Source organism: Micromonospora terminaliae, assembly GCF_009671205.1.
Lineage (GTDB): Bacteria > Actinomycetota > Actinomycetes > Mycobacteriales > Micromonosporaceae > Micromonospora > Micromonospora terminaliae.
Window position 1 is genome coordinate 2,441,115 of the sequence record NZ_CP045309.1, and the last position, 18,900, is coordinate 2,460,014.

The 18,900-nt window shown below is 74.0% G+C and carries 19 protein-coding genes; 15 read left to right on the forward strand and 4 right to left on the reverse strand.

Annotated features, from left to right (window positions below):
• The first annotated feature begins 53 nt into the window (after positions 1-53).
• Both GCE86_RS10775 and GCE86_RS10780 read left to right on the forward strand, forming a co-directional pair.
• Positions 54-539: an Lrp/AsnC family transcriptional regulator gene (locus GCE86_RS10775; protein WP_154226815.1), complete on the forward strand. Its 486-nt coding sequence runs from the start codon at positions 54-56 to the stop codon at positions 537-539.
• Between the two features lie 268 nt (positions 540-807).
• The gene (locus GCE86_RS10780; protein WP_244317258.1) at positions 808-2,514 is read left to right on the forward strand and encodes a CDP-glycerol glycerophosphotransferase family protein; all 1,707 of its coding nucleotides are present in this window, start codon (positions 808-810) and stop codon (positions 2,512-2,514) included.
• Between the two features lie 69 nt (positions 2,515-2,583).
• Here the strand turns inward: GCE86_RS10780 and GCE86_RS10785 are convergent, their stop codons facing one another.
• Both GCE86_RS10785 and GCE86_RS10790 read right to left on the reverse strand, forming a co-directional pair.
• Positions 2,584-3,195, reverse strand: a complete 612-nt coding sequence (locus GCE86_RS10785) for a histidine phosphatase family protein (RefSeq protein ID WP_154226817.1) — start codon at positions 3,193-3,195, stop codon at positions 2,584-2,586.
• A 48-nt stretch (positions 3,196-3,243) separates the two neighbouring features.
• On the reverse strand, positions 3,244-4,083 hold the full coding sequence (locus tag GCE86_RS10790) for a helix-turn-helix transcriptional regulator (RefSeq protein WP_154226818.1): 840 nt from the start codon (positions 4,081-4,083) through the stop codon (positions 3,244-3,246).
• A 101-nt stretch (positions 4,084-4,184) separates the two neighbouring features.
• Here GCE86_RS10790 and GCE86_RS10795 point away from each other — a divergent pair, with 101 nt between their 5' ends.
• A complete protein-coding gene (locus tag GCE86_RS10795) occupies positions 4,185-4,892 on the forward strand; it encodes an SDR family NAD(P)-dependent oxidoreductase (RefSeq protein ID WP_154226819.1) in 708 nt (235 codons plus the stop codon).
• Positions 4,893-5,006: 114 nt separating this feature from the next.
• Positions 5,007-5,201, forward strand: coding sequence for a CsbD family protein (locus GCE86_RS10800; protein ID WP_091257866.1), 195 nt, complete (start codon positions 5,007-5,009; stop codon positions 5,199-5,201).
• 109 nt (positions 5,202-5,310) lie between these two features.
• Here GCE86_RS10800 and GCE86_RS10805 read toward each other — a convergent pair whose 3' ends face one another.
• Positions 5,311-6,717, reverse strand: coding sequence for a KamA family radical SAM protein (locus GCE86_RS10805; protein WP_154226820.1), 1,407 nt, complete (start codon positions 6,715-6,717; stop codon positions 5,311-5,313).
• A gap of 142 nt (positions 6,718-6,859) precedes the next feature.
• Here GCE86_RS10805 and kdd point away from each other — a divergent pair, with 142 nt between their 5' ends.
• The 6 genes from kdd to GCE86_RS10835 are packed head-to-tail and all read left to right on the forward strand — an operon-like array spanning position 6,860 to position 13,526.
• The gene (gene kdd, locus GCE86_RS10810) at positions 6,860-7,921 is read left to right on the forward strand and encodes an L-erythro-3,5-diaminohexanoate dehydrogenase (protein WP_154226821.1); all 1,062 of its coding nucleotides are present in this window, start codon (positions 6,860-6,862) and stop codon (positions 7,919-7,921) included.
• 5 nt (positions 7,922-7,926) lie between these two features.
• Entirely contained in the window at positions 7,927-9,501 is a 1,575-nt protein-coding gene (locus GCE86_RS10815; RefSeq protein WP_154226822.1) for an amidohydrolase, read from the forward strand.
• Positions 9,498-11,057 carry a lysine 5,6-aminomutase subunit alpha gene (gene kamD / locus GCE86_RS10820; protein WP_154226823.1) on the forward strand — a complete coding sequence of 520 codons (1,560 nt, stop codon included), beginning with the start codon at positions 9,498-9,500 and terminating at the stop codon, positions 11,055-11,057. Before GCE86_RS10815 ends, kamD begins: the two co-directional genes overlap by 4 nt.
• Positions 11,054-11,806 (forward strand): lysine 5,6-aminomutase subunit beta, encoded by a 753-nt coding sequence (gene kamE, locus GCE86_RS10825; protein WP_154226824.1) that lies wholly within the window; start codon positions 11,054-11,056, stop codon positions 11,804-11,806. Before kamD ends, kamE begins: the two co-directional genes overlap by 4 nt.
• The gene (gene kal / locus GCE86_RS10830) at positions 11,803-12,195 is read left to right on the forward strand and encodes a 3-aminobutyryl-CoA ammonia lyase (protein ID WP_154226825.1); all 393 of its coding nucleotides are present in this window, start codon (positions 11,803-11,805) and stop codon (positions 12,193-12,195) included. The genes kamE and kal overlap by 4 nt, the downstream gene beginning before the upstream one ends.
• Entirely contained in the window at positions 12,192-13,526 is a 1,335-nt protein-coding gene (locus tag GCE86_RS10835) for a glutamate mutase L (RefSeq protein ID WP_154226826.1), read from the forward strand. Before kal ends, GCE86_RS10835 begins: the two co-directional genes overlap by 4 nt.
• Positions 13,527-13,551: 25 nt before the next feature.
• Here the strand turns inward: GCE86_RS10835 and GCE86_RS10840 are convergent, their stop codons facing one another.
• Positions 13,552-14,445 (reverse strand): helix-turn-helix domain-containing protein, encoded by an 894-nt coding sequence (locus GCE86_RS10840; protein ID WP_154226827.1) that lies wholly within the window; start codon positions 14,443-14,445, stop codon positions 13,552-13,554.
• A gap of 149 nt (positions 14,446-14,594) precedes the next feature.
• Between GCE86_RS10840 and GCE86_RS10845 the strand changes: the two genes are divergently transcribed.
• The 5 genes from GCE86_RS10845 to lnt all read left to right on the forward strand — a co-directional run bounded on the left by GCE86_RS10845 (position 14,595) and on the right by lnt (position 18,877).
• A complete protein-coding gene (locus GCE86_RS10845; protein WP_154226828.1) occupies positions 14,595-15,617 on the forward strand; it encodes a zinc-dependent alcohol dehydrogenase family protein in 1,023 nt (340 codons plus the stop codon).
• A 10-nt stretch (positions 15,618-15,627) separates the two neighbouring features.
• On the forward strand, positions 15,628-16,041 hold the full coding sequence (locus GCE86_RS10850; RefSeq protein WP_154226829.1) for a (R)-mandelonitrile lyase: 414 nt from the start codon (positions 15,628-15,630) through the stop codon (positions 16,039-16,041).
• A 459-nt stretch (positions 16,042-16,500) separates the two neighbouring features.
• Positions 16,501-16,809, forward strand: coding sequence for a hypothetical protein (locus GCE86_RS10855; protein ID WP_154226830.1), 309 nt, complete (start codon positions 16,501-16,503; stop codon positions 16,807-16,809).
• Positions 16,806-17,204: a hypothetical protein gene (locus GCE86_RS10860; RefSeq protein WP_154226831.1), complete on the forward strand. Its 399-nt coding sequence runs from the start codon at positions 16,806-16,808 to the stop codon at positions 17,202-17,204. The genes GCE86_RS10855 and GCE86_RS10860 overlap by 4 nt, the downstream gene beginning before the upstream one ends.
• 68 nt (positions 17,205-17,272) lie before the next feature.
• Positions 17,273-18,877 carry an apolipoprotein N-acyltransferase gene (gene lnt, locus GCE86_RS10865; RefSeq protein ID WP_154226832.1) on the forward strand — a complete coding sequence of 535 codons (1,605 nt, stop codon included), beginning with the start codon at positions 17,273-17,275 and terminating at the stop codon, positions 18,875-18,877.
• The last annotated feature ends 23 nt before the right edge of the window (positions 18,878-18,900 follow it).

Here is an 18,900-nt window from a genome sequence, read left to right on the forward strand (position 1 = left end):
CGGTGGCGGGCCGGGTGCGGCGTGGGAGCGCTTTTCCAGGTAGGTTGCACCGCGTGGAGGAGATCGACCGCGCCATCGTCGCCGCGCTGACCGGGGACGGTCGGCTGTCGTACACGGACCTCGCCGAGAAGGTGGGGCTGTCGGTGTCGGCCGTGCACCAGCGGGTGCGCCGGCTGGAGCAGCGCGGCGTCATCAAGGGATACACGGCCCGGGTGTCGTTCGAGGCGCTGGAGCTGCCGCTGACCGCGTTCGTGGCGATCCGGCCGTTCGACCCGTCGCAGCCGGACGACGCCCCGGAGCGGCTGGCCCACCTGCCGGAGATCGACTCGTGCTACTCGGTGGCCGGCGAGGACTTCTACCTGCTGCTGGTGCGGGTGGCCAGCCCGGCGGACCTGGAGCGGGTGCTGCAGGAGATCCGCACGGCGGCGAACGTCACCACCCGGACGACGGTCGTCCTCTCCACCCCGTACGAGCACCGCCCGCCGAAGGTCGGCCCGGACCCGGTGGAGCAGCACCGGCTCCGCGGCGTCGTCGGCTGAGCCGCCGGGGCGACCACGCTCCGCGCCCGACGGCCACCCCCGCCACATTCGGGAGGTACGGTGCCGCGTGCGCCGTTTGGGCAGGGACGTGCGGGCCCGCTCCGGCGCTTCGCCTACTGTTGACCCACCGTTCACCGAGCCGTGACGGCTCGCGGAGCGGGTTCGGCACCGTGAAAAAGGAGTTGGCGTTGCAACAGAACCTGCTGGCGGCATGCCCGGACCGGGCGACGCGGCCGCGGTGGATCGGCCCGTCGATGGGGGCGGGGCGGTGACGGCCGCGAAGCCGGGCCGCTCCCGGATCAGCGGATGGCTGGCGGAGGCCCAGACGTCGGCCGCCGGGGCACGTCTGCCCGCCCTGTCGATCGAGGTGGTGGCCCTTGTCGCCCTGCTGCTGGCGGCGGTCGGCGGGTCCCGCCTCTGGGCGCTCGCCCCGGCCGTGGTCGCGGCCGGGCTGCTGGCCTGGACCTGGCGCGCCGGCTCGGCGGTCGCCGGCACCTTCGTCGTGGCGCGCGTCCTGCTGCTCGCCTGCGCGTACCTGCTCGGCGTGGTCCACGGTCTCGATCCCACCCTGGCCGCCGGCGTCGCCGTCGCGGGCCTGGCGGTGCTCACCGAACCGCTGCTGGCGGCCGTGTACGAGGCGGTCTACCCCGTCTCGGCCAACCTGCCCGGCCTCGGCTCGCCGCCGGAGCGCAACGCGAACTCCGGCCGCGTGGCGCTGGTCAACGGCGCCGCGGTGATCGTGGCGCTGGCCTGCGCGTTCACCGGCCGGTTCGGGGCCATCGCACTCGTGGCGGCGGTCGCGGCGCTCGGGTTCACCCTGGTCACCGTGCTGCAGGGGTTGCGGGCGTTCCGGGCGCGGCGCGCCCGCGAGAAGAAGCTGCACGCCGCGCTGACCGCCTACGAGCCGGCCTTCCTCGTGCACTGGAACGCGCCCGCCGGCACCGCTTACCAGCTCGCGATGTGGCTGCCCTACCTGGAGCGCCTCGGCCGCAAGTTCTTCGTGCTGGTGCGCAACCAGACCAACTTCGATGAGGTCGTGGCCCTCACCAAGGTCCCGGTCGTCATGCGGATGGGGCTGAACCAGCTGGACGACGTCATCGCCCCGTCGTTGCGGGCCGCCTTCTACGTGAACACCGCGACGGTGAACAACCACGTCATCCGGTACACGAACCTGAAGCACATCCAGCTCAACCACGGCGACAGCGACAAGGTGCCGAGCCACAACCCGGTCTTCCGGATCTACGACAAGAACTTCGTGGCGGGCCAGGCCGCGATCGACCGGTTCGCGGCCAACGGCGTCAGCATGCCCGCGGAGATGTTCACCATCGTGGGGCGGCCCCAGGTCGAGAACGTCCACATCGCGACCGCGCCGATCGCGTCGATCACCAATCCGCGGGTCCTGTACGCCCCGACCTGGGCCGGCTTCTACGCCGACTCCAACTACTCGTCGCTGCTGGCCGGCTACGACATCGTCAAGGCGCTCGTCGCTCGCGGCTGCAGCGTCGTCTTCCGGCCGCACCCGTACTCGAAGCGGTCCCCGGAGCTGGCGCGCGAGTGCGACCGGATCCGCGCGCTGCTGGCCGAGGACCGCCGGACCAACGGGCGGCCCCACGTGTTCGGCGCCGAGGCGGAGGTGACCATGACGGTCGCCGACTGCTTCAACGCCTCGGACGCCATGGTGTCGGACGTGTCGAGCGTGGTGGCGGACTACCTGTACTCGGAGAAGCCCTTCGTGATGGTGGCCGTCTCCACGCCGGCGGCCCAGTTCGCGGAGGCGTTCCCCCTGGCCCGGGCGGCCTACGTGATCGACGCCCACGGCGGCCGTGTGCAGGGGCTCGACGCGGCCCTCGACGATCTGCTCGGCAGCGACCCCCTGGCCGCGACCCGGCATGACCTCAAGAAGTACTACCTGGGGGACATCCCGGCGGACCGGTACGCGCAGCGCTTCCTCGACGAGGCCGCGCGGTACCTCTGAGCGGCATCGACCGGCTCCGGTTCGGCCTCCGCGCCGAACCGGAGCCGTCGGGGGAGGGTCCGTCGAGGGTCAGTGCCGGGCGGCCCGGTCGGGGCCGGCCGTGGTGGCCTGCGGCACCGGCTGGTTCCACCGCAGGATGACCCGCCGGCCGTGCTCGTGACCGAGCACGCTGAGGGTGGCGGTGTCCAGCCGCAGCAGCCCGCCGGCGGACGGCGGCAGGCCGATCCAGCGCGCGCCGAGGACCCGCAGGCTGTGCGCGTGGCCGACCAGCGCGACACTGCCGCACTCCAGCAGCGGCGCCACGCGGTCGAGCACCCGGTCGAGCCGGGCGCCGACCTCGGCCGGTGACTCCCCGCCGGGGCAGCCGTCGGTCCAGATGTTCCAGCTCGGGTTCTCCTCGTGGATGTCCACGGTGGTGCGCCCCTCGTAGGCGCCGTAGTTCCACTCGGCCAGGTCGGGGTCGGTGGCGTCGACGGTGAGCCCGGCGAGGTGTGCGGTGCGGGTCGCGCGCTGCCGGGGGCTCGACAGCACCCGGGCGAAGCGCCGGTCGGCGAGGGCCACGGCGAGCGCCTGGGACTGCCGCTCGCCGTCGGGGGTCAGCTCCAGGTCGGTGTACGAGGTGTGCCGGCGGCTGGCGCTCCAGGTGGTCTCGCCGTGCCGGATCAGCAGGATCTCGCTCACCCGCCCAGTCAACCACGGACCGGCCGGCCGGGCTGCCGTGGCGGGAGGTCAGCCCCGTAGCGACTGGGTGCCGAGCACGGTCAGCAGCGCGAGGCGCTCGGCGTCCGTGCTGTCCGGATCGGCCGTGTAGACCATGATCCGCAGGTCGTTGCCGGCCACGGTGAGCACGTCGCAGTCGAGGGTCAGCGGCCCCACGTGCGGGTGGTCGACGGTCTTGCGCGCGGCCGTGTGCCGGCCGACCGCGCCCGCGTCCCACAGCTCGGCGAACCGAGGGCTGCGCGCGCGCAGGTCGGCCAGGAGCCGGCCCAACCGCGGGTCGGTCGGGTAACGGGCGGCGGCGGCGCGGAGGTCGCCGACCAGCGCGGCCTCGAACCCGCGTCGCTCCTCCGGGCTGAGCCGGACCCGCGAGCCGGGGCCGAGGAAGTGCCGCCACACGCCGTTGCGCTCCTCGCCCCGCCACCCGGACGGGTCGCCCATGAGCGCCGCGAACGGCGGGTTGGCCACCAGCAGCGTCCAGGAGGCGTCGTAGACCGCGACCGGGGTGCCGGTCAGCCGGTCCAGCAGCCGCTGCACGCTCGGTGTGACCTCGGTGGGCATGGCGTGCGGGCCGGGCGGTGCGAGCCCGGCCAGCCGGTGGAGATGGTCCCGCTCGGCGCCGGAGAGCCGCAGCGCCCGGGCCAGCGCCGCGACGACCTGCGCCGACGGGTGGGAGGCCCGGCCCTGCTCGAGGCGGGTGAGGTAGTCGACCGAGATCCCGGCCAGCAGCGCCAACTCCTCACGGCGCAGTCCGGCAGTACGGCGCGACCGGCCGGCGGGCAGCCCGGCGGCCTCCGGCGGTACCCGGTCGCGCCAGCGCCGGACCGCCTGCCCGAACTCCGCCTCCGTCACAGCCACCAGTCTGCCCCGCGGTCGTTCCGACCGGGTGGCCCTGCCAGTCCCAGGAAAACCGGCGCCTGGCTGGCTGCCCGCTGCGGACGGAGCCTGGTGCCATGACGACGACACTGATCACCGGGGCCAACAAGGGCCTCGGTTTCGAGACCGCCCGCCGGCTGGTGGCCGCCGGGCACACCGTCTGGATCGGCAGCCGGGACGCGGAGCGCGGCCGCCGCGCCGCCGAGCGGCTGGGAGCGCGTTTCGTCCCGCTGGACGTCACCGACGACGCCTCGGTGGCGGCCGCGGCACGCATCGTCGAGGCGGGCGGGGGACTGGACGTGCTGGTCAACAATGCCGGCATCGAGGGGCGCACGGCCGGAAACGGCGTCGTCGGCGCCGCCGAGGTCACCGCCGAGGAGATGCGGACGCTGTTCGAGACGAACGTCTTCGGAACCGTCCGGGTCACCCACGCGTTCCTGCCGCTGCTGCGGCGCTCGGCCGCCCCGGTCGTGGTGAACGTGAGCAGCGGCCTGGCCTCGGTCACCCGGCTCACCGACCCGGCCGACCCGGCGTACGGCTACCCCGGGGTGGCGTATCCCGCCTCGAAGGCGGCGGTCAACATGCTCACCGTGCAGTACGCCAAGGCGTTCCCCGGGATGCGCATCAACGCGGTGGAGCCCGGGTTCACCGCGACGGACCTCAACGGGCGTACGGGCACGCAGACCGTCGAGGAGGGCGCGGAGGTCATCGTCCGGATGGCCCAGGTGGGCCGGGACGGCCCGACCGCCGGCTATTTCGACGCCTCTGGCCCGTTGCCATGGTGAGCCACAACCTATCTTCCTAGGATGCCTTACGCGACGTGCGCACGAGCACAGCGTTTGGGGGGACGGGCACCGGGGACGCAACCCACGGAAACCGGAACGAGCCGAGGAGGCGCGATGAGCTTCACCGACAAGGCGAAGAGCCGGGCCCAGGAGATGGCCGGCATGGCCAAGGAGCGGATCGGCAACGCCACCGACAACGAGCGGTTGCGCGCCGAGGGCGCCAACGAGCAGAGCGCCGCGCGGGCGCGGCAGGCCGGGCAGAACGTCAAGGAGGCCGGGCGCAACGTCCGCGACGCCTTCGACAAGTGATCGCTACGGCGGCGGGCCTCCGGATCGAATCCGGAGGCCCGCCGCCGTGTGCGGATGCGCGTAGCCCCCGTGAGCCGGCCGGCTCACGGGGGCTACGCGGTGGTGCGGGTCAGTCGTCGCGGTGGGCGCTCCACCAGGCCTGGCCGGCCTCCGGCAGGGTGTCGATCGGGTCGTAGTACGCGTAGCGCTTGTTGAGCGCTTCGAGGTCGGCGGACTCGATCGAGGTGCGGTAGTTCTTGGTCCAGTACGAGATGCCGCGTTCGCGGTCGTACTCGGTGAGCATGTGCACCCAGCGCTTGCCGACGAACGGGACGTCGCACACGATGCGCGGGGTCGCGTAGCCGGGCAGGTAGCCCATGATGTCGTGCTGGAGCTGCTGGGCGTGCCACACCGGGACCCGCCAGTGCTCGGCGTTGGGGATCATGTCGCACATGTAGAAGTAGTACGGCAGGATGCCGGCCTCGCCCTGGAGGGCGAAGCAGAGGTCGAGCAGGTCGGCGCTGGTGGCGTTGACGCCGCGCATGAGCACGCCCTGGTTGCGGACGTCGCGGACGCCGACGTCGAGGGCGGTCTGGGCGGCCTTGGCGACCAGCGGGGTGATCGACTGCCGGTGGTTGACGTGGGTGTGGATGGCCAGGTTGACGCCGCGGCGGGCGGCGGTGCGGGCGACCCGTTCGAGGCCCTCGACGACGTCGGCCTGGAGCCAGTGCTGGGGCAGGCCCATGAGGGCCTTGGTGGCGAGGCGGATGTCGCGGATGGTCTCGATCTCGAGCAGCCGCATGAGGTAGGACTCGAGGTTCTTCCAGGGCACGTTGGCCACGTCGCCGCCGGAGACGACGACGTCGCGGACGCCCGGGTGGGCCTTGAGGTAGGCGATGTGGGCGTCGTAGCGGTCGACCGGCTTGAGGGTCAGCTTGAGCTTGTCGACGGCGGGGGTGGAGTTGCCGACGAGGTCCATCCGGGTGCAGTGGCCGCAGTACTGCGGGCAGGTGGAGAGCAGCTCGGCGAGGACCTTGGTGGGGTAGCGGTGGGTGAGGCCTTCGGCGACCCACATGTCGTGCTCGTGGAGGCTGTCGCGGCTGGCGTAGGGGTGCGACGGCCAGTCGGTGCGCCGGTCGGAGGCGACGGGGATCATGTAGCGGCGGATCGGGTCGGCGAGGAACGCCTCGGTGGTCATGGGCTCGAACGGCACCATGGTGTTGAGCATCTGCGGCGGCACCAGCATGGACATGGTGGCCAGGGCCTTCTGGTCGGCCTCGAGGTCGGCGTAGAAGGTCTCGTCGACGAGGTCGCCGAGGACGGTGCGCAGCTGCTTGATGTTCTTGACGCAGTTGACCCGCTGCCACTGGGCGTTCTCCCACTGCTCCCGGGTGACGTGGCGCCAGCCGGGGAAGCGGGTCCAGTCGGGTTCGACCAGGGGGCTGCGGCGGTATTCGTACGGCTGCCCGGCGGTCGGAACGGCGACCGGGGCGTGACGGGGTTGAGGGATGGTCTCAACCGGTTGGGTCTGGGTCACGGCCCCTCCTGACTGTGGTGCGGGTGATCAACGATCCCGAAGGCTACTGGAAAATATCCGGTGAAGAAATTAGTCTGCCGGAAGTTTTCCCGCGACGCGAGCCCTGACCGGGGTTTCGGGCGGCTGGACATAGGGGGTCGGCGTGACGTCACCGGTGGGTCTGCACCGAGTCGTGGAACCGGCGGGGGTGCTGCCGCAGGCGGCGTGGCGCCTGGACGCCGACCCGCGGATCGCCGCGAACGAGGTGCGGATCCGGGTCGAGCGGCTCAACCTGGACGCGGCGAGCTTCCGGCAGCTGTCGGAGAAGCACGGCGGCGACGGGGAGAAGGTCCGCGCCGAGGTGCTGGAGATCATCTCGACCCGGGGGAAGATGCAGAACCCGGTCACCGGCTCCGGCGGGATGCTGATCGGCACGGTGGAGGAGGCCGGGAAGCGGTCCCCGCTGGGCCTGCGGCCGGGCGACCGGGTGGCCACCCTGGTGTCGCTGACGCTGACCCCGCTGACGATCCTCGACGGGCTGGCCCGCTGGGACGGGCGCAGCGAGCAGGTGCCCTGTGACGGGTACGCGATCCTGTTCGCCCGGTCGATCGCCGCGGTGCTGCCGGGCGACCTGCACCCGGAGCTGTCGCTGGCCGTGCTCGACGTGTGCGGGGCTCCGGCGCTGACCGCGCGGGTGGTGGCCGAGCAGGTGGCGCGGCGCCGCCGCGGGGAGGACCCGCGGCCGGTGACGGTGGCGGTGATCGGTGGGGCCGGCAAGAGCGGTTCGCTGTCCCTGGCGGCGGCACGGCGGGCGGGCGCCGGCCGTACCGTCGGGGTGGTGCCGGTGGCGGCGGAGCGCGACGCCCTGGAGGCGGCCGGCCTGGCGGACGTGGTGGCGCTGGCCGACGCGCGCGACCCGGTGGGGTTGTCCACGGCGGTGACCACGGCGCTGGGTGGCCCGGCGGACGTGACGGTGGTCTGCGTGGACGTGCCGGGTTGTGAGCACGGTGCGGTCCTGGGCACCGAGGATGGCGGCACGGTGATCTTCTTCTCGATGGCGACGAGTTTCGCGGCGGCGGCGCTGGGGGCGGAGGGCCTGGCCGCGGACGTGACCATGCTGGTGGGCAACGGGTACGTGCCGGGGCACGCGGAGTTGGCGCTGGACCTGCTGCGCGGCGAGCCGGGGGTGCGTCGTCTGTTCGAGGCGCGGTTGGCGGCAGACTGAGCATCATGACGAACCCCTCGACCTTGTACCGCGGCGGAGTGCTGCACTGTCCGGCCGACCCGAGCGCGACGGCGTTGCTGGTGCGTGACGGACGGATCGCCTGGTTGGGTGCCGACGCGGACGCGCCGGCCGCCGACCGGGTGGTGGAGCTGGGTGGTGCGCTGGTGACGCCGGCGTTCGTGGACGCGCACGTGCACGCCACGGACACGGGGTTGGCCCTGTCGGGGCTGGACCTGTCGGCGGTGCGGTCGGCGTCCGGGCTGTTGGACGCCGTGTCCGCGTTCGCGGCCGCGCTGCCGGGTGACGCGGTGGTGCTGGGGCACGGCTGGGACGAGTCGTCCTGGGCGGAGCCGGTCCTGCCGGACGCGGCGGCGCTGGACCGGGCGGCGGGGGGCCGCAAGGTGTACCTGTCGCAGGCGTCGATCCATTCGGCGCTGGTGTCGGCGGCGCTGCTGGCGGCGTGCCCGGACGCGGCGGCCGCCGCCGGGTACGACCCGTCGGGCTGGCTGCGGCGCGACGCGCACCACGTCGTGCGGGCCGCGGCGCTGGGTTCGGTCACGGCGGCGCAGCGGGTGGCTGCCCAGCGCGCGGCGCTGCGACACGCGGCGTCGCTGGGCATTGCCGCGGTGCACGAGTGCGGCGGCCCGGGCACCTCCGACGAGAGCGACTTCACCGGCCTGCTGGCGATCTCCGGCGACGGCGTGCCCGAGGTGTACGGGTACTGGGGTGAGCTGCTGGGCGCGGCGAAGGCCCGGGAGCTGGGCGCGGTGGGCGCCGGCGGCGACCTGTACGCCGACGGGGCACTCGGGTCGCGCACGGCGCATGTGTCGGCGGCGTACCTGGACGGGGAGCCGGGGGCGTGCGGGCACGGTTACGTGACCGCCGAGCAGGTGCGTGACCATCTGCTGGACTGCTCGGCGCACGGGTTGCAGGGCGGGTTCCACGCGATCGGGGACGCGGCGATCGGCACGGTGCTGGAGGGGTTCGCGCAGGCGGCGCAGAAGGTGGGCGTGGACCGGTTGCGGGCGGCCCGGCACCGGATCGAGCACGCGGAGATCATGAGCAAGCGGTTGATCGCCGGGTTCGTGGAGTACGGGATCGTGGCGTCGATGCAGCCGGCGTTCGACCGGCTGTGGGGCGGGGCGGGCCGGATGTACGAGTCGCGGCTGGGGTTGTCCCGGTCGTTGGAGTCGAACCCGATGGGCGCCATGCACGGGGTGGGTGTGGCGTTGGCGTTCGGGTCGGATTCGCCGGTGACGCCGCTGGACCCGTGGGGGTCGGTGCGGGCGGCGGCGGCGCACCACAACCCGGTGCAGCGGATGAGTGTGCGGGCGGCGTTCGCGGCGCACACCCGCGGCGGGTGGCGGGCCGTGCACCTGGACAACGAGGGGGTCCTGGCGTTGGGGGCGCCGGCGACGTTCGCGGTGTGGGACACCCCGGCCGGGGTGGAGCGGGGGCTGCCGGTGTTGCAGGCCGAGGACCCGGAGGCGCGTGGCGCGGAGGATCCGACGCCGCTGCCGGTGTGCCGCGCGACGGTGCTGCGTGGTGACGTGATCTATCAGGAAGGCACTCCTCAGTGACAGGCAAGCTTGGGTTGGATCCGGCGCTGGTGGCGCGGGCGCGGGAGTTGGCGTGCCGGGCCGGGCAGCCGGTGGTGGATCTGGCGCGCAGCCACACCACGGTGTCGGTGGAGCGGGCGGTGCTGCGGCTGGCCGGGGTGACGGGGGCCGACCCGGACGGCATCCCGTGGGTGAACCGTCTGGTGGACGCGGTGGTCGCCGACGTCGGTCTGGGGCACGGGGTGGCGGCGCCGGTGTTCGACGCGCTGGCGCGGGAGCAGATCGCCGACGTGACGCTGCTGGCGCAGAAGGCCGCGGCCGGGTCGGTGCGGTTCACCCAGCCGACGGGGAAGGCCGCGACGGCGGCGCGGCGGGTGGCCCGGAAGGCGGTGGCCGCGGGGGTGCGGCAGATCGACCGGCGGCGCGCCGAGCGGGACCGCCTGGTGAAGCGGTACGGGGATCCGGAGCAGCGGCCGTGGATCTACCTGATCGTGGCGACGGGTGACATCTACGAGGACATCCCGCAGGCGCAGGCGGCCGCCCGGGCCGGGGCGGACATCATCGCGGTGATCCGTTCGACGGGTCAGTCGCTGCTGGACTACGTGCCCGAGGGCGCCACCCGGGAGGGGTTCGCCGGCACGTACGCGACACAGGAGAACTTCCGGCTGATGCGGGCGGCGCTGGACGAGTCGTCGCGGGAGCTCGGCCGGTACGTGCGGTTGACGAACTACGCGTCGGGCCTGTGCATGCCGGAGATGGCCACCCTGGCGGGCCTGGAACGGCTCGACATGATGCTCAACGACTCGATGTACGGGATCCTGTTCCGCGACATCAACCCGATCCGCACGTTCGTGGACCAGCGGTTCTCCCGGCAGGTGCACGCCCGCGCCGGGATCATCATCAACACCGGTGAGGACAACTACCTGACCACCGCCGACGCGGTGGACGAGGCGCACACGGTGACGGTGTCGCAGCTGCTCAACGAGTACTTCGCGCACGAGGCGGGGCTGGCGGACTGGCAGCTCGGGCTGGGCCACGCGTTCGAGATCAACCCGGACCTGCCGGAGTCGTTCCGCCTGGAGCTGGCGCACGCGCTGCTGGCGCGGGAGCTGTTCCCCGACGCGCCGCTGAAGTGGATGCCGCCGACGAAGCACATGACCGGGGACGTGTTCCGCGGCAACCTGCTCGACGGGTTCTTCAACCTGGTGGGCACCATGACCGGGCAGGGCATCCTGCTGGTGGGGATGATGACCGAGGCGGTGGTCACCCCGTGGCTGTCGGACCGGGACATCGCCCTGCAGAACGTCCGGTACGTGCTGGGCGCCGCCGGCGGGCTGCACGAGGACTTCGTGCCGGCGCCGGGCGGGTTCATCCAGCAGCGCGCCCACCGGGTGCTCGGTGAGGCCGTGGACCTGCTGGAGCGCATCGGTGACCAGTCGCTGCTGACGGCGATCGCCGAAGGCACGTTCGGGATCATGAAGCGGCCCGCGGACCGGGGCAAGGGCCTCGACGGTGTCGCGAAGCACGAGGCCGACTACTACAACCCGGCCACGGACATCCTGGAGCAGGCGGCATGACGGAGAAGAAGATCGTCCGGCCGTACGGGGACACCACCGGCGACGGCATGGTGCAGGTGTCCTTCACGCTGCCGGTGCCGCACGACAAGCGCGCCGAGGGCGCGGCGGTGCAGCTGGCCAACAAGATGGGCATGGACCCGGCGATGCTGGTGCACGCCAAGCAGATGGGCGACGGGTTCACCTTCTTCGTGGTCTACGGGCGGGTGAACCACCTCGTGGACCTGGACAAGGTGCAGGTGGTGGAACGGGACTTCCCGCTGCTGTCGGCCAAGGAGGTCAACACGGTGGTGAAGCAGCGGCTGCGGCGCAAGCTGTCCGTGGTGGGCGCCTGCATCGGCACCGACGCGCACACCGTGGGCATCGACGCGATCCTCAACGTCAAGGGCATCGCGGGGGAGAAGGGCCTGGAGTACTACCGGGAGCTGAAGGTCACCAACCTGGGCGCGCAGGTGAGCGTGCCGGAGCTGGTCGAGGCGGCCCGGCAGGAGAAGGCCGACGCGGTGCTCGTCTCCCAGGTGGTGACGCAGCGCGACGCGCACCTGCACAACACCCGGGAGATGTCCGCGGCGTTCCGGGAGGCGCTGCCCGCCGGCAAGCGGCCCCTGCTGATCGTCGGCGGCCCCCGCTTCGACGAGACCATGACCGGGGAGCTGGGCGTCGACCGGATCTTCGGTCGCGGCACCACCCCCGGCGAGGTCGCCAGCTACCTGGTGCACGCCCTCATCACGAACAAGAAGGCGAGAGCATGAGCGATCCCCGCGTCGGCCTGACCGTCACCCACCGCCGGTACGTGCCGTACTCCCACGCCCACTACGCGGGCAACCTCGTCGACGGGGCGTACGCGCTGGGGCTGTTCGGGGACGTCGCCACCGAGGTGTGCATCCGCACCGACGGCGACGAGGGGCTGTTCGCCTCCTACTCCGACGTGCAGTTCAAGGCCCCCATGAAGGCCGGTGACGTGCTGGAGGTCGTCGCCACCGTCACCCGGGTCGGCACCCGCAGCCGCACCATCGACTTCGCCGCCCGGGTGGTGTGCCGGGGCCGCCCCGACAAGGGCGAGTCCGCCGCCGAGGTCCTCGCCGAGCCGATCGTCGCGGTCACCGCGACCGGCACGGTGGTCGTCCCCCCAGCGGCGTGAACCTGGCCGTCTGCGCCGACGTCGGGTCGACGTACACCAAGGCGGCGGTGGTCGACCTGGACGGCGGCCGCCTCGTCGCGGCGGCGGCCGCGCCGACCACCGTGCGCACGGACGTGCTGCACGGCCTGGACGCCGCGGTCGGCGCCGCCACCGCCGGGCTCACCGCCGGTGAGCTGCCCTGGTACGTCTGCTCGTCGGCCGGCGGCGGCCTGCGGCTGGCGGTCGTCGGCTACGAGCCGCTCGTGACCGCGCAGGCGGGCCGGCGGGTCGGGTTGTCCGCCGGGGCGAACGTGGTGCACGTGGCCGCCGGGCGGCTCGGGCAGGCCGACCTGACCGCGCTGCGCGCCGCCCGCCCCGACGTGGTGCTGCTCGTCGGCGGCACCGACGGCGGCGACGCCGACACCCTCACCCACAACGCCACCCGGCTGGCCCGGGCGCGCTGGCGGGTGCCGGTGGTGCTCGCCGGCAACGCCGACGCCCGCGACGCCCTGCACGCCCTGCTGGCCGCGGCGAAGGTGCCGGTCACCGCCGCCGACAACGTGCTGCCCCGCATCGGGGTGCTCGCGCCCGCGCCGGCGCGCGCCGCGATCCGGGAGGTGTTCCTGCGGCACGTCATCGGCGGCAAGAAGCTGTCCCGCGGCGGCCGGTTCGCCCGCCTGGTGCGGGCCGCGACCCCCGACGCGGTGCTCACCGGCGTGGAGGTCCTCGCCGACGCCCTCGGCGGGGACCTGGCCGTCGTCGACGTCGGCGGCGCCACCACCGACGTGTACTCGGTGCTCACCCCCGACGAGCGGGACAGCGGCCCCAGCCAGGAGGTCGCCGGCACCCTGTGGCGGGCCCGCACCGTCGAGGGGGACCTCGGCATGCGGTGGAGCGCCCCCGGCGTGGTCCGCGCCGCCGCCGAGGAGCGCCTCCTCGCCCCCGGTGAGGCCGACGACCTGGCCGCGGCGGCGGCGGTGCGGGCCGCCGACCCCGGCTTCCTGCCCGCCGACGACGCCGACCGGGCCGCCGACCGGCGCATCGCCGCGCTCGCCGCGACGGTGGCGCTGCGCCGGCACGCCCGCGGCGCCGCCACCGGCGAGCGGGCCGGCCGGGACCTGCGCGACGTCAAACTGATGGTCGGCTCCGGCGGGGTGCTGCGGCACGCCGAACCCGGCGACGCCGCCGGGGTGCTCGCCGCGGTCCTCGGCGACCACGCCGGCGGGTGGCCGCTGCCGCGGGCCGCCCGCGCCGTCGTGGACGTCGACTACGTGCTGGCCGCCGGTGGCCTGCTCGCCGCCGACCACCCCGGCGCGGCGGCCGCGCTGCTGCGCCGGCACCTCGCCGGCTGAGTCGCCGGCCCCGCCGGTGCGGGGGCTATTCGGCGGGGAGCCGCTCGCCGCGCGCGTCGGTCTCCCGCGAGGCCGACCAGGAGGCCAGCAGCCGCAGCTTGTCCTCCGTGGCGGAGCCCGGCTCCGCGGTGTAGACGACGAGGGACAGGCCGGGTTCGGCGGTCAGCGCGAGTGTCTCGAAGGCCAGGGTGAGGTCCCCGACGGCCGGGTGGTGGAAGCGTTTGGTGCCGGTACCGTGCCGCCGCACGTTGTGGGCGCCCCAGCGGGTGCGGAACGCGTCGCTGCGGGTGGACAATTGGCCCACCAGGTCGTGCAGGTCCCGGTCGTGGGGGTCCCGGCCCGCTTCGGTGCGCAGCACGTCGACGGTGACGTCGGCCATCAGCTCCCAGTCCGGGTAGAAGCGGCGGGCGGCGGGGTCGAGGAACTGGTAGCGGGCCAGGTTCGGCGGTTGGGGACCGCCGCCGCGGTACAGGTCACTGAAGAAGCCGCGGGCGGGCTGGTTGGTGGCGAGCAGGTCCAGGCGGCCGTTGCTGACGTACGCGGGGCCGGCCGTGACGGCGTCGAGGGTCCACTGCAGGCTGCGGTGCAGCGGGGTGTGCCGGCCCGCCCGCCGGCGGGGCCGGGCGAGCGTGTCGGAGCCCTCGGCGGCCTGCGCCAGGTGCAGCAGGTGGGCGCGTTCGGCGTCGTCGAGCTGCAGGGCGCGGGCGACGGCTTCGAGGACGCCGGGGGAGACACCGGCGAGGTGGCCGCGTTCGAGCTTGGCGTAGTACTCGACGCTGACGTCGGCGAGCGCGGCGACCTCGCTGCGGCGCAGCCCCTGCACGCGGCGGCGGGTGCCGGCCGGCAGGCCCACCCGGGCCGGGGTGATCTTGGCGCGCCGCGAGACGAGGAAGTCGCGGACCTGGTCCTGGTTGTCCACGCCGTCGACCGTACGCGGCGGGAACCGCGGCAGCCATGTACTGCCGGTGCACCCCTCACCAGGAACTCCCTGCCGGCGCGGGAACGGAGTTACCTGGACGCCGAGCGGGGAACTCGTCAAACGATCACTCATCGGCAAGGGAGAACGTCATGCGTGGCGTCGTCATGCACGCACCCGGCGACGTCCGGGTGGAGGACCGCCCGGATCCGCGGATCGAGGAACCCGCCGACGCGATCATCCGCGTGTCGGCGACCTGCGTGTGCGGCTCGGACCTGTGGCCGTACCGCGGGGTGCAGAAGGTGGAAGGCCCCACCCCGATGGGCCACGAGTACGTCGGCATCGTCGAGGAGGTCGGCGCCGACGTCACGAGCCTCACGCCGGGCCAGTTCGTGGTCGGCTCGTTCTGGGCCTCCGACAACACCTGCGAGATCTGCCGGGCCGGCTACCAGTCCGCCTGTGTGCACCGGGTCCCCATGGGCATGCTCGGTTCGCAGGCGCAGCACCTGCGGGTGCCCCTCGCCGACGGCACCCTGGTCGCCACGCCCGAGGTGCCGCCGGCCGACCTGATCCCCAGCTACCTGGCCGCCTCTGACGTGCTCGGCACCGGCTGGTTCGCCGCGGTCGCCGCCCAGGCCGGCCCCGGCCGGACCGTCGCCGTCGTCGGCGACGGCGCCGTGGGCCTGCTCGCCGTCCTCGCCGCCCGGCAGCTGGGCGCCGAACGGATCATCGCGATGAGCCGGCACGAGTCCCGGCAGCGGCTCGCCCGCGAGTTCGGCGCCACCGACATCGTCACCGAGCGCGGCGACGAGGGCGTGGCCCGGATCAAGGACCTGACCGGCGGGCTCGGCGCGCACTCGGTGGTGGAGGCGGTCGGCACGCAGGAGTCGATGATGCAGGCGATCCACGCGACCCGCGCCGGCGGGCACGTCGGGTTCGTCGGCGTCACCCACGACGTGGCCGTACCCGGCATGGAGCTGTTCTGGTCCCTGGCGCACCTGCACGGCGGCCCGGCGCCCGTGCGGCGCTTCCTGCCGGAACTGATGCGCCTCATCGGCGACGGCACGATCAACCCGGGCCGGGTCTTCGACCTCGACCTGCCCCTCGACCAGGCGGCCGAGGGCTACCGGGCCATGGACGAACGCCGCGCCGTCAAGACCCTGCTGCGACCCTGAAGGAGCGTCGATGGAACTGCGGCCCGTCAACCCCACCGTCAAGACACCCGCCCGGAACTTCACCGGCGACGTCTACCTGACCCCTGTCTACAACGGGGTCGAGCCGTCGCGGATGACCGTCGCCCTCGTGCGGTTCACCCCGGGCGCCCGCACCCACTGGCACTCCCACGCCGTCGGGCAGACCCTGCACGTCACCGAAGGGGTGGGGCTGGTCGGCACCCGCGACGGGACCGTCGTGCGCGTACGCGCCGGAGACACCGTCGTCTGCCCGCCCGGTGAGGAGCACTGGCACGGCGCCACCGAGAACACCTTCATGAGCCACCTGGCCATGCTGGAGGCGCTGCCCGGCGGGCAGGACCCCACCACCTGGCTGGAACCCCTCCCCGACGAGCAGTACCGGGCCGCGCACCAGCGCGACACCTGAGGACCCGCAGAAACCGGCGTTCGCATCGAGACACGCCGACGCGACACGCCGTGTCGCACCACACGACAGGCCGACGTGGGTTGACAGCGGCGGGGGTGGACGCCGTACCGTCTTTGAGTCCTACCACGGGAAGCGGCTGTTGTTCGCTTCGTCCCTTCGTCCGCTGGCCGAGCGACCGGAAGGTTGCGGCGGCCAGGTCCAGCGGGCGGGGGTCGGCGGGGCGGCGCGAACCGGCCGCGGTTACCGGTGTACGGGCAGGGTGAGAGGCACGGCCAGTAGACAACGGCCAGGCGGGGGCAGCCAGTCCACGTCGGGTCGGTCCGAAGGTCGGCGCCGATCGTCCTCGCCCCACCGGCCGGGAAGGGCCTGGGAGCATCGGGGCGCGGCGCGAGCCGCGCCCCGATTTTCATGCCTGCCGACGCCCCCATCAGAGCGGTACGACCGGTTACGCTGTGCGGTATGACCGGAGCGGTGCGGAAGTTGTCGATCTCGGTGCCGCCCGACGTCGCCGAGCGCCTCGAACGCGAACCCAACGCCAGCGCCTTCCTCGTGCACGCCGCGCGGGCGCTGATGCGCCGGGAAGCACTCGACGCCGAGCTGGCCCACCAGGGCGTCGCCGTCACCGAGGAGGGCGTCGCCCGGGCGCGGGCGGCGCGCGCCGCCGTCGACGTGGCCTGGCCGGCCGAGCGCTACCAGGCGATCCGGGAGCGGGTCCGGCAGGCCGCCGCCGGCGGCGAGGACGCCTCCTCCCGGGTCACCGCCGCGTGAGCGACCCCGACGGCCCGCCCGTGCGGCTGGTCCTCGACCGGTCGGCGCTGCTGGCGTACCTGGCCGGGTCGGTGCACGTGGGGGAGACGCTGCACGAGGTGATCGCCGACGGGGTGCGCTTCGGGGTGGCGGCGGTCGCCGCCGCCGAGGCGTACGCGGCCGTCGACGACCCGAAGGACCGGGCGGCGCTGCGCCGGCTGCTCGCCCTCGAGGCCTGCGCCGTGCTGCCCACCGTTGGCGCGGCGTGGCAGGAACTGGCGTACTGGCGGGGTTTCACGGGCCGGGCCGACCTGGCCGCCACCGTGCTGGCGTGCCTCGACCACGACGCGCCGATCCTCACCGGTGAGGCCCGTTACGGCACCGACGTCCTGCCGCTGATCCTGCTGCCGGAGTGACCGGCCCGGACGGGCCGGCGGGGCGGTCCGCCGGGTAGCCTTCGGCGCGTGATCGTGGTGAGGTGCCGGTGACGACGCTCGACCGGGAAGAGACCCGTGCCACCGGCGGGGCACGCCCCGGCGCCGGCGGACGTCCGCTGCCGCTGAAACTGGCCGTCCCGGCGGCCCTGCTGGCCGGTCTGGCGCTGCTTGTCGCCTTCCCCCCGTACGGGGTGTGGCCCCTCGCCCCGGTCGGTGTGGCGCTGCTGGCCGCGGCGGCGCACCGGCGGCGGCTGCGCGCCGGCGCCGGGCTGGGCTTCCTCGCCGGGGTGGCGCTGTTCGCGCCGCTGCTGGAATGGACCAACCTGCACACCGGCTACCTGCCGTGGCTGCTGCTGTCCCTGCTGCAGGCCGGCTACCTGGCGCTGCTCGGCGCCGCCACCGCCTGGGTGTCCCCGCTGGTCGACCGGCACCGCGCGGCGTGGCCGCTGGTCACCGGCGTCCTGTGGGTGGGGCAGGAGGCGCTGCGCGACCGCACCCCGTTCGGCGGGTTCCCGTGGGGGCGGCTGGCGTTCAGCCAGGACACCTCCCCGCTGCTGCGGCTGGCCGCGCTCGGCGGCGCTCCGCTGGTCACCTTCGCCGTCGCGCTCGCCGGCGGGATCCTGCTCACCCTGGCCTGGCGGGACTGGCGCCAGCCCGCCGGGCTGTGGCGGCCCGTGGCCGGGCTCACCGCCGCCCTGGCCGCGGTGCTCGCCGCCGGCCCCGCCGTCCCGGCCGGGGTACGCGGGGGCGGCGACACCGTCACCGTCGCCATCGTCCAGGGCAACGTGCCCCGCCTCGGGCTGGACTTCAACGCCCAACGGCAGGCCGTGCTCAACAACCACGTCGACGCCACCCTGAAACTGGCCGAACAGGTCGCCGCGGGGACACAACGCCACCCCGACCTGGTGGTGTGGCCGGAGAACTCCAGCGACATCGACCCGCTGCGCAACCCCGGTGCCGGTGAGCGGATCACCCAGGCCGCCGACGCGATCGGCGCGCCGATCCTCGTCGGCGCCGTGCTGCTCGGCCCCGGCGAGGGCCAGGTCCGCAACGCCGGCCTGCTGTGGCGCCCCGGGGCGGGCGCCGACCTGGAGCAGCTCTACACCAAACGGCACCCCGTACCGTTCGCCGAGTACGTGCCGCTGCGCGAGATCGCCCGGATGGTCAGCTCCGAGGTCGACCGGGTCCGCTCCGACTTCGTCCCCGGCACCACCCCCGGCGTGCTGGACGCCGGTCCCGCCACCCTCGGCGACGTGATCTGCTTCGAGGTCGCCTACGACGGCATCGTCCGGGACACCGTCACCGGCGGCGCGCAGCTGCTGGTGGTGCAGACCAACAACGCCACCTTCGACGTGGCCGAGGCCCGCCAGCAGCTGGCCATGGTCCGGCTGCGCGCCGTCGAGCACGGCCGTGCCGCCCTGATGGCCTCCACGGTCGGTGTGTCCGGGTTCGTTTCCCCGGACGGGCGGGTAGACGGGGCGACCGGGTTCAACACCGCCGCGGTGGTGGTGCGGCAGATGCGGCTCGGCGACGGCCGTACCCCGGCCACGACGGCGGGGGTGTGGCCGGAGGTGGCCCTCGCGGCGCTCGCCGTCGCGGCCCTGGCCGGCGCGGCGGTGCTGCGCCGCCGCCGGGAGGCCGACCCGGGGTAGGACGACGAGCGGGAGGCGGTATA